Below are 11775 nucleotides of genomic sequence, written 5' to 3'. Positions count from 1 at the left end.
TCCCTACCATAGCCGAATAAAAGAAAAAAATAAATGCTCAGGGCATATTTACCGCTTTGTATATTGTAGCTATACCGTAAGTCAATGGTATAACTTTTGTATCTTTAAAACCTGCCGAATCTATTTTCTTACTAAAACCTTTGGAATCAGGGAATTCTTCTACAGAACTTGTTAGATAAGAATAAGCACCGGTCTTTGTAAAAAATGCTCCGATCTTTTGTAAAATGTTTTCAAAATAGAATTTATAAACCTTACCGAAAAACCCTGCCGGCATAGAGAACTCAAGTATCATCAAAACACCATTTGGTTTTAAAACCCTGTGAAACTCCTTTAGCCCGGTTTCTCTTGGATATATGTTTCTTATGCCGAATGCACAGCTTAAAAGATCAAACGTATTATCCCGAAAAGGCAGTGATAAGGCAGAGGCTTTTATAAATCCTGTGTCGGTTGTTTTTAAACTTGCCCTTTTAAGCATCTCCATGCTTATATCTACTCCAAAGATGTTATATCCGTAACCAGCCCTTTTATAAGCAACTGCCAGATCGCCTGTACCTGTTGATACGTCAAGTATATTTCTTATGCCCTTATCAAGGCTTACCCTTACAGCTTTTTTCCTCCATCTAACATCCGTATAACCTGATAAAAGATGATTCAGCAGGTCATACCTGTATGCAATGCTGTCAAACATACTACCTATGTCATGCTCGTTAAATTCCATGCCTAATAAAGTCCTAACTTTTTTGCCACGATCTCCTTCATTATTTCAGATGTACCCGCACCTATTGTAAACATCCTTGCATCTCTATAAGCTCTTGCAACAGGGTATTCCTCCATGTATCCGTATCCGCCGAAAACCTGTATTGCGTCGTATGTAACTTTATTCGCAACCTCACATGCGAAAAGTTTTGTCATCGATACCTCCTTTGTAACATCCTCACCATGATCAAGCATCCATGCAGAATTATAGGTAAGCTGTCTTGCAGCTTCAAGCTGCGTCGCCATATCGACAAGCTTATGCGCTATAGCCTGATGCTGGGATATTGGCTTTCCAAAAGCGTTCCTTTCCTTAGCGTAGTTCTTCGCATCTTCAAATGCTACCTGTGCAAGCGCAAGAACGCCAATAGAACCCATAAGCCTTTCTGTCTGAAATCCACTCATTATATAATAAAATCCCTTGTTTACCTCACCAATAACCATGTTTTCAGGCACAAAACAGTCATCAAAAAACAACTCCGCCGTATGAGATGTATTGTGACCGAGTTTTTTTAACTTTCTTCCGACTGTGAAGCCTTTTGTTTTTGTATCAAATAAGAAAAGGGTTATACCTTTATACCCTTTGTTCAAGTCTGTTTTTGCAGCAAGTATTATGTAATCAGCCCATGTGCCGTTTGTTATAAAGATCTTTGAGCCATTTATCACATATCCGCCTTCAACCTTTTTAGCAGTACTTCTAATCCCTGCAACATCGGAACCGGCATTTGGTTCTGTATAGCCTATTGCAAAAACTGCCTCACCTTTTATGGCTTTCGTAAGGTATTTGGTTTTTTGTTCTTCTGTTCCATACTTAAAAAGTACAGGTGTTGACATATCCGTTTGAACCATAACATCAAGACACAAACCGGCCATTCTTGATCTATAAAGCTCTTCATAAAATACTATATCATAGAATATATCTAAACCCATCCCCCCGTAATTCTCAGGGTAACGTATCCCGAGAAAGTTTAAATCTCCGAATCTCTTGAATATTTCTTTAGGATAATCTTCCGACTCTTCCCATTCATTTGCATGAGGGATCAGTTCTTTTGTGACAATATCCCTTACACTTTTTCTAAACAATTCGTGTTCTTCTGTAAAATAATGGTTTCTCATACATCCTCCTATATTTATTTTTGGAGTAATAATTCTTGCAATTGTTTTTTAAAATTACAACAAATCGCTTTGATTTGTCTTATACAACCAGAGCAATTGACATTACATAGACCTGTTTAATTCCCGACCTTTTAAGGGCAGATACACAAGCCCTTATTGTAGAGCCTGTTGTGATCACGTCATCTATCAATAAAACATTTTTGCCCTTTAGATTTGCAGTATCTTTTGTTTTGTAAGCGCCTTTCACATTATCTATGCGTTCAAGCCCTTTAAGCCCAGACTGCGGCGGTGTATTCTTGATCTTCTCAAGTACGTTTATGCGGTAAAGAATACCAATCCTTTTTGAAAGTCCTTGTGTGAGCAGTTGCGATTGATTATAAGTTCTCTGTTTGAGTCTTTTTATAAACAATGGTACGGGTATCAGTGCTTCTATCTCTGATTGTTTAAAGTCTTTATTGTAAAGCCTTTCCATCTCGTCAACAAACATGGAAGTTAAATTAACATTGTCCTTGAATTTGAATCTTATGATAAGTTCAGCTATCAGACCACTGTACACAAAAACGGATCTTGATAAAGTAAACTCATTTTTATTTTTAATACAATCCATACATAAATGTGATATACCGCTGCGGGCATGGAAAGGTTTACCGCATTTCGTACACATGGGAGCTTTTATATAGTGTACGTCTTTTTTGCAGTCTTCACATAATCCATAAGATACAATCTCTTTGCCGCATCCTATACATCCGTGCGGCAAAACAATGTCCATTATATTCTTAAAACCATTCTTTGTTCTTCCCGCAAAAGTGGAAATCCAGTTTTTGTTTTCTCTGGATTCCCGTTTGCACGGAAATGAGACGTTAGAACGCAGTTTTTCGCTCACTACACAAACCTTCTTATTTTTAAATATATTATTTTGGTTAACATTATTTTTTCAGATGTATAAAAAATTCCTGATTACCTCCTGTACCCTTTATAATTGCAGGGGCAATATCGATAATCCTGAAGCCGAGTTTTAGGCTTAGATCGCTTATCTTTGTTGCAGCCTTTTTATGCTTTTCAGGCGATTTTATAACCCCGCCTTTATCGACATCCTTCTTATCAAGTTCAAATTGAGGTTTTATCAATGCAAGTACGGTGCCATTTTCTTTTACACATTGACTTACATTGGGGAGTATAAGCTCCAAAGATATGAACGAGACATCAATAGTTGCTATATCTATCTGTAGTGCCAGTACCGATGTGTAAAAGTGCCTGAAATTAACTCTCTCCATAAGGATAACGCGGGCATCTTTCCTGAGCTTGTAATCTGTAAGCCCGTATCCAACATCAATTGCGTAAACTTTTTGTGCCCCATGTTGAAGCAGACAATCCGTGAATCCCCCCGTAGATGCACCTATATCCATTGCTATTAGTCCATTAACGTCTATGCCAAAATTATGTAGTGCACCCTCAAGCTTGTATCCGCCCCTGCTCACATACCTTCCTTCTTCAGTTATAGTAATTTGGTCGGATTTTGAAACATAATAACCTTGTTTATCGGCAACAACTCCGTTTATCTTGACCCTTCCCTCCATAATATAAGCTCTTGCAAGATCAATTGATTGAGCTAAGCCCTTATCAAGTATTATCTGATCAAGCCTTGTTTTCATGTAATAACTTTAGCATATAAAGATGGATGAAGCCATTTTTTACCTTATAAAGCTTTCAAAATAAACATGATGGAGATCATACATATCCATTATTATTCTGTTATTATAATGAAAAAAAGGAGGCTGTATGAAATCGACAAAAATGCTTATGCATGAACATGAAATTATAAAAAGGATGCTTAATATCCTTTTAAAATACGCAGAAGACATAGAGCATAACAAAAAGGTGTCCATTGATAATATGCGTAAATGCGTGGATTTTATAAAAACATTTGGTGATACATGTCATCACTTAAAAGAAGAAGATGTGCTGTTTGTTGAGATGGAAACCCATGGCATGCCGAGATACGGCGGTCCAGTAGGAGTTATGCTTAGCGAGCATGAGACAGGCAGGGGCTATGTAAGGGCAATGGCTGATGCAATTGATCAATATGGGAAGGGTAATCAATCTGCTGATAGAGAATTTGCTAAAAATGCAAAGGCTTATGCCGGATTGTTATCACAGCACATTGATAAGGAAAATAATATCCTATATCCTATGGCGGATGAGATGCTCGCCGATATTGATGATGAGATTATAGAGAGGTTTGAAGAAAGGGAGAAAAAACTCGGTGAAGGTGTGCACGAAAAATATGTCAATATTATTGAGCAGCTTGAAAAAGGATTAAGCGGCAATTAAGAAGTCAATTTTTCCCTGTGATCTCCATTAACTATTCGTCAGCCCGGCCATGATAAGCCTAATCCTCATTGTGAACGGGTTTATCCGATTTGGTGAACCCGAGACGTGTACCCAGACTCGAAACAATAGCAGCCTTATCCGGGGACTGTACACTTGTTGTACGCACGTATATAATAAAAAGAACGGATATTGATAACCTGAAAAAAGAAGCCCTGAAGAAATTTGGCGTGATAGATGTCCGGGTAAATAATGCAGAAAGAGGCCGTAGAGGGTTACTGACAGTCATGCCGCTGTGTTCAGATGCCCAGTTGTAAAACGTCGCATCGCTCATCCCATGTTTTAGGAAGGACACCCTACAGCCACCCATGCTCCTTCGACAAATGCCCATCGCAACCATTTGTTGCACATCGGCAGTAACTGTCCATGATATTCCTTACCGCCAGAGGCATGGGTTGTTGGAACTAATCCTGCGTACGCACACAGCTTACTCGATGTCGTAAATCGCTCAATATCATCAATCTCCACACTTATGACCTGAGACAATATCGTGCCGATTACGGGTATAGATTCAAGGAGTTTTATTTCTTCTGGCGATACCTTCAAGAAGATCAAATAAGTATCCCCAGTTCCAACACGCTTCGAGTACTACTTTACAGAGATCATTCAACGATTGTATAAACAGCTCGAATCCAGCAGGTGTGTTCCCTTCGATCCGGCTCTCTTTTACAAGTTTACCATGCACATCCACTGCACCTGCTATGGAATTCTTCTTGTGAAAAATCTATCCTACAGATATCATGCGGCACCTCCTACTTATTCTATTGCTTCTGATTATATCAGAGGCTATTGGAGATTGCCGCTTTCCATGTTACCTGCCCCCAATTCTTCCAATTCTTATGAGATGATGATAACAGCAAAGTACAGAACAGCCGTGAGAAACTTCGTTTCTCATGTAAGGGATGAATTTTTCTCTTGATAGAGGCACTTTAAATGGGTGACCCCTTTTGACTTGACATATAAACCGAAATAGTATAAAAAAAGAAAAAACTAATTATGTTGCCAAGAAGATTATACATTTTTTTCATAAGTGTTCTGTCAGTCTTTGCCTTGAGTGCGCAGGCCGTCTGCGCGGACACCGTTGTGCTCAAGAATGGCGACACGATCACCGGAAAGATCACCGGAGGAAGCAAAGGCACACTCGTCATGTCCACGGACTATTCGTCTCCTATTACCCTGCAGACAAGTACAATCAAAAAAATTACCATGGGAAAACCGCTTAACGTGCAGCTTAAAAACGGCAAAACAATGCAGGGGAAATTTGCTGTAGGGAGTGACGGGAAACTCGAGATCCAAACCGGACAGGGTGTATCCCCTTCCACCCTGAACTGGGATCAGATTCGGGCATTGAATCCACCGCCGAGCTCTGTGACCGGAACAATCACAGCCGGAGCAAATTCGCAGTCCGGCAATGCCCACGTGTTGAATGCATCCATCGGTGGAAATGTCCTGTGGAAGGGATCATGGGACAATGCCGGTATCCGTTTCCTCTATAACTACGCACAGAGCGCAGGAATAATGTCTGCCCGGAACGTCTATGGCTCGGCAAAATATGAGCACCTTTTTACGGATTATTTTTACGGGTATGCGGACATGGAGATGCTTTCGGATAAATTCAGGGACTTGCGTCTGCGCACTGCTGAGGGCCCCGGCATAGGATATCAGGTATGGAGCATTCCTTCGAGCACCCTTTCGGTGGAAGCTGGTTACTCTTATTTTACCGAGGACCATTTTGTCGGGAAGGACGGCTCGTGGAGTACCCTGCGTGCTGCCGGCACGTTTCTGTGGGCCCTCGGAAAGGCGGTGCACTTTTCCGAATATTTCGTTCTGTATGACAGGCTCGACAGGACAGATAACTATACGACACGAAACGAAGCGAGTATCTCATCGTCGCTGGCAGGGAACCTGGCCCTCAAGGTATCAAATATCATCGAATATAACCGCACTCCGCCCCCCGGGATCTTCAGGATGGATATATACTGGATCATCGGCCTCCAATATACGTTTTAAGAAAGAGTAGCGTGGGAGCGGAGCCAGGTGTCACCTTATAATCTTATAATCCTGTCGGCCGCATGATGAATCTGCTTATAGCTCTGTAAGGACCGGGGGGCAGGGCTACACATTGCACAATCCACAAAAAATAAGATACAGAAGGTTTTATTGTGAAAAATGTTTCTGGCGCCGACATGCCGCCGCTTCTGCATGGATTCTCTGAGGAATGAAAGATTTTAGAGGTCTTTCAGACAGATATTTCGTATGCTGAGGCGGATGCGGGAACAAGGGATAGAAGGGCTTCTCCATAAAAACAGGGGTAAGCAAAGCCCATTTAGGCTTGAGGAAAGTATAAAGGAAAAGGTTATCACGCTTGCTAAGAGTAAATACCGGGATGTAAAAGATACCCATATGAAAGAGCTTCTTTTCAAAGAAGAAGGCATAGATAGAGGTAGGGAAACCCTCAGCATGACATTGAGGGAAATTGAAAATGGCCGGCTAATGCATAAGCTTACTGACATTTTCACTTGGTAATTAACTGACATATTGACTCGGCTTTAACAGATAAAAAAGCGAGGTGGTCTCAACGAAAACAGGGCAATTGAAGGACCACTACGTAAACAGCGTGGATTTTTCGTCGGTATGGAACAGGTTAATCATAGAGTTCGCCTTGACCCTCCCGACATAGGCGGGGGGGGTGCGGCGAACGCCCATTCATGTTACCTCTCCTATAATAACACCAAAATGTTTATGCCCTCTGAGGAGCTTTCGGGTAAGTTGAGTTGATTTATGCCGGTTGCTTTACTATGATAACGACATTATGGATAAGGAAGAAAAAAACTGGACAAAGATTCTCTCTTTTTACACAGGGAGAAAATATAAAAACATCCACGATGTTTTAAAGGACAAAACCGCTCTCGATATGCTGTGGCTTGAAATTCTTGTGAATGACAATGTACCCTGGGAAGAATATTTACATATACCGGCATTGAGAAAAAATTACAGGAAAGCAAGTATCTGGTATGCCAATTTTAAAACACTTATGGGGATTTGTGGAATACAAAGAAAAGCATTAAAACCGAGCAAGGGTGTGTTTGATATGAGAGAGTACAGAAAGTTTATAGAGGTATTACGTAATGTCTCTTAACTTAGATACAACTATTGAATCACTTAAAGAATTTATCAAGAAGGAACATTTAAGCCTTGAGATAATCATTCTGGGCGGGATTGCAATGGAATACTACGGGAAAAAAAATAGAATGACCATGGACCTGGATGCGGAAGTAAAAGGTTGTGATGCAGACAAACTACATGATTATTTAGAAAGCAAAGGTATTTATTCGGACATAGGGGAAGACATTTCACGCTGGGGTGTTGTCTCTATGCCACCAGATTACAGGAAAAAAGCTATTTCTATTTACCATGACCCTACTCTTACGGTTAAGGTGCTTCATCCATCAGATTTTATTATATCCAAATTAAGAAGGGCAACAGAAATAGACATACAAGACGCTCTTTTCGTAGCACAGAAATATAAATTGAATACAGAAGAGCTGCGCAAAGATGCAGACCTTGCTATCATAAATTCACCTAAAGACAACGCCCTGTTTATGTTCAAAAAAACAGTAGCGTACTTTTTAAATAAGTTGCAAGAGACACGAGCTATTTCTACGAAAGAGAAAACCAGTATCAAACAAACCGAAGAAGTTAAAAAGCGCCGTGGCCGGCACTATTAAAAGCGGAATGTGTCAACGATTTTGAGACACTTGTCTATTCCCAAATTTGTAGAATTTAACGTCTCCTTCATATAAATCTTGGCTTGGTTATGACCTTTATCCATTGCATTTTGTTATAGCCAAATTAAGAAGGGCAACAGAGGTGGACATACAGGATGCACTTTTTGTAGCGAAAAAATATAAGTTAAAGAAAGAAGAGTTGAGACATATTTCGGACATTGCTATTAAAAATTCACCCAAAGATACCTCTTTATTTATCTTTGGAAAAACAGTAGAGCATTTTTTGAAAAAGTTACAATAAGGGCGCACAAAAAGGGGGCGGGGCAAAGCCCCGCCCCTGGTTCGGCATCATCCCCCAGAAAAGTGGGAAAGAAGGGGTTGTTCTTTTGTGATGATTAAAACAAATAAAAAGGGGCAGGCACATTGGTGCCTGCCCCTGCATATAAATGTTTAACTTTCCCCTTTACGGTGCAATCACCCACATTATTGAACCCGTTGAACCCTCTTGAACTGTGTAGATAAGTTGTGACGGCGGTATTGCAATGCCGTTCGGATTTGTCAAAAGTTTTGCAGCAGGCGGTACAAGGGCTGTTACATGTGCTTGCGGGTCTACGCGGAACAATCCGTTATTGCTGTAATCTGCAATATAGAAGTTACCGAATATATCAAAGCCTATACCTTCCGGGCCACTAAACCCGGCTGTTGAGGGGATATATATACTTACCGCCCCTCCGGCAGTTGCAGACGCGCTTACTCTATCTATTCTGCTATTATTATAGTCACTTACATAGATATAGCCATTATTATACGCTATCTGATATTGGCCTGTTCCTGTTGCAAAACTGGGAGTCAGCGTTGTGCCGTCCCACTTAGCAATAGTACCGCTGTTGTTTATGAACAGGTTACCGCTGTTATCATATGCAATGCCAGATACCCCCATGTTAAATGTGCCCAGTTGAAAGACTGTGCTTGTAACACCTGTCGAAGAAACATTGATAACACTGCCATCAAATGAACCCACGGTAATATTCCCTGTAGGGTTTGCTATGACCGAAGCGCCGAAACCCTCAATCTGCGCAAGCACCCTCATGGTCCCATCAGACCTTATTTCGAATATGCTGTCTCCATAGGGTTCAGGAAACCAGCTGTTTACGGCATAAATAGAGCCGTTGGCGTACGTCAAATCATAAGGGGTTGCGAAGCCTTGTGCATACGTACTGGTATTGCATGCGCTGTTGACGTGGTACACAATAGCATCAGACACATCACCGACAAATATACCTCCAGCCCCGTCAGGTATGATGGACGAATTCGCGTGTGTTTCCCATGGTGAGAAATCAGCGCACATCGTGCTTGCAGGTCCGCCGGCAACAGGTGCGGTATATAGGGTCTGATTTGAATTTCTGGTTACCAGCATAGATGTTCCTGATATACTGATACCATAAGGTGCCGTAAGTCCGGTAATGCTGCTGTTTGTGACGGTACCGTTAGTACCTGATGATACTGCAATTTTATATATTGTATTGTTCGTCTGGCACGCAACATAGAGGTTTCCGCTTCCATCTGCTGTAATACCAAAAGGGCCTGATGGGAGGGCCACGTTTAGCGTAAGGTTTACAGCACTCAAGGTTGTGGTACTAATTTGTGTGATTCTATTTGTTGCACCGCTGTTCGCTACGTACAGATCACCGTTTGAATTTGAATAGGTTACGCCAATAGGGGTACTCAGCAGTCCATTGCCAGGACCAAGCACATACCATGTCTCGCTTGTAGTAGGATTGATACCGACAAGGGTGTTGTTGAAGCGGTCTGTTACTATCAGATTGCCGCTGTTGTCCATCGTGATGCCCGCCGGATCCGCAAGTGTGCAGTTTGCGCAGGATGCTGTTGCCGGTACTATCTTTGTTGTCCAACCAGTTGCATTGTCAACCGCGAATACGCCTGCGTTGTCAGCTACGTAGAGCTTGCCGGTTGCACTATCGTATACCACACCCTGTGGGCCTGTCAAAGACGCTGCAGGAAACTGCATGATATAGCCGGACGGAACTAGCCATTCGTTGATTGAATTGCTCATCTGCTTATTGACAAGCACTGCCACGCTTGCCTGATAAGGTAAAGATGACGATGAATTGCCGCATCCTGTAACGGTGATCTGTGTTGCACTATAGCTCATTAACATTGCCGGTGAGCCGTCACAGTAAACCGTTGGTGTCGTTGTGAAATTAGAACCATTGACTGTTATGATTGTGTTGAATGATGCCATTGTCGGATCCAATCCTGCGATAACCGGTGCAGGACTTAAAGGACCTGTTGCACCTGTTGATCCTTGTGATCCCTGGGAACCTGGTGCGCCTGGTGCGCCGGTTGATCCCTTCGATCCGCTGCACCCTGACACAACCATCATGGCAAGCATACTAAGAATAATTAGTTTACTAAATGCCTTTGTCTTCATTGTAACCTCCTGTTAATTCGGTATAGGAAAGCAAATTAAAATCGTGTATGATATGGATCACATTATAGTTATTTGTGTTAAATGAGAATTTTTGAAATATCAATTTGAGCATCCTCTCCTCCTTTGTGCAAATCTATACCACTCAAAAAGTCACAGATTGTTTTTTTTAACTTCAATTGGAGTTTTTAGGATAATAAATGACAGCCTTCCCTTTGGTGCAATACGTTTTAAAGCCTTAGAAGACAGCAAAAAATGAATCTGCACCGCTTAACAGCAGAAGTATTACTTTTTTGAGCTTCGTGCCCGCCCCGTTTTCCTGTGCCTTGCTTTCACCTCCACCCTTACAGGTGGGTTACTCTCGCTCAAACAGACGGTTTTTATGTCGCTATAAATTGTAGTGGATGCATTTGTGCGATTTGAAGAAGAACTTGCCATTGACAAAGAATTGGCAAAAACAATAAGAAAGATGGAGTCAAATAACAACACCCTGTTTATCATAGACATGAATAATATTAACAAGCTGCGGTCAGGCATTGTGTTGATCTTAAACCCCAAAGGTGCAGCAGCCACTAAGGATATATCGCCATTCGCAAGGTAGGGGTAGCAAGACATCACCTGCTTACAAAAAAAATGGCTTATCTCGTATAAGTCACTGTTCCACTTTTTGTTCCAAAAACATGGGACAGCATGAGATACCATCGGCTAAAATCGGATAACACATAGAAACCCACAAATGCAGTCTACAAAATGGTTTACACGGAATTAACCCTGCTTTTCAAGACCTTAAAGTGAATGCCGAAGGCGGGACTCGAACCCGCACGGTGTTACCCGCCACCCCCTCAAGATGGTGTGTCTACCAAATTCCACCACTTCGGCTTATGTAAATATATACCGCTGCCTGCATAGGCTGACTATACCATTTTCTATCATTTCCACAGTATTAAGCTGTAATCAACGTTTTACAACCCGCACGTTTTACGGCAACTAATCCAAATAATTTATTTTGGGGCAGTTGTGGATGTTACCGGTAAAGCAGGCTGATTGCGTTGCACTGGCATTGAGCTGGTCGGAGCAGGCATCTCGTTGAATAGCTTGTTACTGCCTCCCCTTACCCCTGGTGTTATATACGAAAGCACCAGTGATGTTACTATAAACAGGATACCGGCAATAATGGTCAGTTTTTCAAGAAAATTTCCAGGTCCGCTTGAACCGAAAAAACTTTCGCTTGAACCGCCAAATGCAGCGCCCATTCCAGCACCTTTACCAACCTGTAAAAGCACTGCAATTACAATAATAACAGCAATTATTATGTGTACAATCACAAGCCATGTATACATA

At 41.6% G+C, this 11775-nt stretch carries 16 protein-coding genes and 1 tRNA gene; 9 read left to right on the top strand and 8 right to left on the bottom strand.

Annotated elements, in window-relative coordinates:
* Positions 1-37 precede the first annotated feature (37 nt).
* The 4 genes from M1381_07920 to M1381_07905 all read right to left on the bottom strand — a co-directional run bounded on the left by M1381_07920 (position 38) and on the right by M1381_07905 (position 3521).
* Positions 38-718, bottom strand: coding sequence for a ubiquinone/menaquinone biosynthesis methyltransferase (locus M1381_07920; protein ID MCL4479006.1), 681 nt, complete (start codon positions 716-718; stop codon positions 38-40).
* 2 nt (positions 719-720) lie between these two features.
* Complete coding sequence (locus M1381_07915) at positions 721-1869, bottom strand: acyl-CoA dehydrogenase family protein (protein ID MCL4479005.1); 1149 nt, start codon at positions 1867-1869, stop codon at positions 721-723.
* A 79-nt stretch (positions 1870-1948) separates the two neighbouring features.
* Positions 1949-2752 carry a ComF family protein gene (locus tag M1381_07910; GenBank protein MCL4479004.1) on the bottom strand — a complete coding sequence of 268 codons (804 nt, stop codon included), beginning with the start codon at positions 2750-2752 and terminating at the stop codon, positions 1949-1951.
* 43 nt (positions 2753-2795) lie between these two features.
* Positions 2796-3521: a TlyA family RNA methyltransferase gene (locus tag M1381_07905; GenBank protein ID MCL4479003.1), complete on the bottom strand. Its 726-nt coding sequence runs from the start codon at positions 3519-3521 to the stop codon at positions 2796-2798.
* A gap of 127 nt (positions 3522-3648) precedes the next feature.
* Here M1381_07905 and M1381_07900 point away from each other — a divergent pair, with 127 nt between their 5' ends.
* Complete coding sequence (locus M1381_07900; GenBank protein MCL4479002.1) at positions 3649-4200, top strand: hemerythrin domain-containing protein; 552 nt, start codon at positions 3649-3651, stop codon at positions 4198-4200.
* 92 nt (positions 4201-4292) lie between these two features.
* Positions 4293-4514: a hypothetical protein gene (locus M1381_07895; GenBank protein ID MCL4479001.1), complete on the top strand. Its 222-nt coding sequence runs from the start codon at positions 4293-4295 to the stop codon at positions 4512-4514.
* Between the two features lie 25 nt (positions 4515-4539).
* On the opposite strand, the gene M1381_07890 is transcribed toward M1381_07895, so the two are convergent.
* Positions 4540-4812: an IS110 family transposase gene (locus M1381_07890; protein ID MCL4479000.1), complete on the bottom strand. Its 273-nt coding sequence runs from the start codon at positions 4810-4812 to the stop codon at positions 4540-4542.
* A gap of 124 nt (positions 4813-4936) precedes the next feature.
* Here M1381_07890 and M1381_07885 point away from each other — a divergent pair, with 124 nt between their 5' ends.
* The 6 genes from M1381_07885 to M1381_07860 all read left to right on the top strand — a co-directional run bounded on the left by M1381_07885 (position 4937) and on the right by M1381_07860 (position 8286).
* Entirely contained in the window at positions 4937-5176 is a 240-nt protein-coding gene (locus M1381_07885; protein ID MCL4478999.1) for a hypothetical protein, read from the top strand.
* 164 nt (positions 5177-5340) lie between these two features.
* Complete coding sequence (locus M1381_07880; protein ID MCL4478998.1) at positions 5341-6267, top strand: DUF481 domain-containing protein; 927 nt, start codon at positions 5341-5343, stop codon at positions 6265-6267.
* Between the two features lie 246 nt (positions 6268-6513).
* Positions 6514-6783 (top strand): hypothetical protein, encoded by a 270-nt coding sequence (locus tag M1381_07875; GenBank protein ID MCL4478997.1) that lies wholly within the window; start codon positions 6514-6516, stop codon positions 6781-6783.
* Between the two features lie 286 nt (positions 6784-7069).
* Complete coding sequence (locus M1381_07870; GenBank protein MCL4478996.1) at positions 7070-7396, top strand: hypothetical protein; 327 nt, start codon at positions 7070-7072, stop codon at positions 7394-7396.
* Complete coding sequence (locus M1381_07865; protein ID MCL4478995.1) at positions 7386-7985, top strand: DUF6036 family nucleotidyltransferase; 600 nt, start codon at positions 7386-7388, stop codon at positions 7983-7985. The genes M1381_07870 and M1381_07865 overlap by 11 nt, the downstream gene beginning before the upstream one ends.
* Positions 7986-8088: 103 nt before the next feature.
* Complete coding sequence (locus M1381_07860) at positions 8089-8286, top strand: hypothetical protein (protein MCL4478994.1); 198 nt, start codon at positions 8089-8091, stop codon at positions 8284-8286.
* A gap of 162 nt (positions 8287-8448) precedes the next feature.
* On the opposite strand, the gene M1381_07855 is transcribed toward M1381_07860, so the two are convergent.
* Positions 8449-10437, bottom strand: a complete 1989-nt coding sequence (locus M1381_07855; GenBank protein ID MCL4478993.1) for a hypothetical protein — start codon at positions 10435-10437, stop codon at positions 8449-8451.
* A 409-nt stretch (positions 10438-10846) separates the two neighbouring features.
* Here M1381_07855 and M1381_07850 point away from each other — a divergent pair, with 409 nt between their 5' ends.
* On the top strand, positions 10847-11035 hold the full coding sequence (locus tag M1381_07850) for a hypothetical protein (GenBank protein ID MCL4478992.1): 189 nt from the start codon (positions 10847-10849) through the stop codon (positions 11033-11035).
* Positions 11036-11230: 195 nt separating this feature from the next.
* Here M1381_07850 and M1381_07845 read toward each other — a convergent pair.
* Together M1381_07845 and secG are read right to left on the bottom strand one after the other, a co-directional pair.
* Positions 11231-11313, bottom strand: a tRNA-Leu gene (locus tag M1381_07845).
* A gap of 122 nt (positions 11314-11435) precedes the next feature.
* Entirely contained in the window at positions 11436-11774 is a 339-nt protein-coding gene (secG, locus tag M1381_07840; protein MCL4478991.1) for a preprotein translocase subunit SecG, read from the bottom strand.
* Position 11775: the final 1 nt, after the last annotated feature.

The sequence above is a fragment of the Deltaproteobacteria bacterium genome (assembly GCA_023382265.1).
GTDB lineage: Bacteria > JAMCPX01 > JAMCPX01 > JAMCPX01 > JAMCPX01 > JAMCPX01.
The sequence above is the reverse complement of the archived record's forward strand: the minus strand, read 5'-3'. Positions and strand labels throughout refer to the sequence as shown.

What these genes read in the sequence shown, in the direction of transcription:
- M1381_07920 (MCL4479006.1), bottom strand. Translation starts at nt 718, where the DNA reads ATGGAATTTAACGAGCATGACATAGGTAGTATGTTTGACAGCATTGCA.
- M1381_07915 (MCL4479005.1), bottom strand. Translation starts at nt 1,869, where the DNA reads ATGAGAAACCATTATTTTACAGAAGAACACGAATTGTTTAGAAAAAGT.
- M1381_07905 (MCL4479003.1), bottom strand. Translation starts at nt 3,521, where the DNA reads ATGAAAACAAGGCTTGATCAGATAATACTTGATAAGGGCTTAGCTCAA.
- M1381_07900 (MCL4479002.1), top strand. Translation starts at nt 3,649, where the DNA reads ATGAAATCGACAAAAATGCTTATGCATGAACATGAAATTATAAAAAGG.
- M1381_07885 (MCL4478999.1), top strand. Translation starts at nt 4,937, where the DNA reads ATGCACATCCACTGCACCTGCTATGGAATTCTTCTTGTGAAAAATCTA.
- M1381_07875 (MCL4478997.1), top strand. Translation starts at nt 6,514, where the DNA reads ATGCTGAGGCGGATGCGGGAACAAGGGATAGAAGGGCTTCTCCATAAA.
- M1381_07870 (MCL4478996.1), top strand. Translation starts at nt 7,070, where the DNA reads ATGGATAAGGAAGAAAAAAACTGGACAAAGATTCTCTCTTTTTACACA.
- M1381_07865 (MCL4478995.1), top strand. Translation starts at nt 7,386, where the DNA reads ATGTCTCTTAACTTAGATACAACTATTGAATCACTTAAAGAATTTATC.
- M1381_07855 (MCL4478993.1), bottom strand. Translation starts at nt 10,437, where the DNA reads ATGAAGACAAAGGCATTTAGTAAACTAATTATTCTTAGTATGCTTGCC.
- secG (MCL4478991.1), bottom strand. Translation starts at nt 11,774, where the DNA reads ATGTATACATGGCTTGTGATTGTACACATAATAATTGCTGTTATTATT.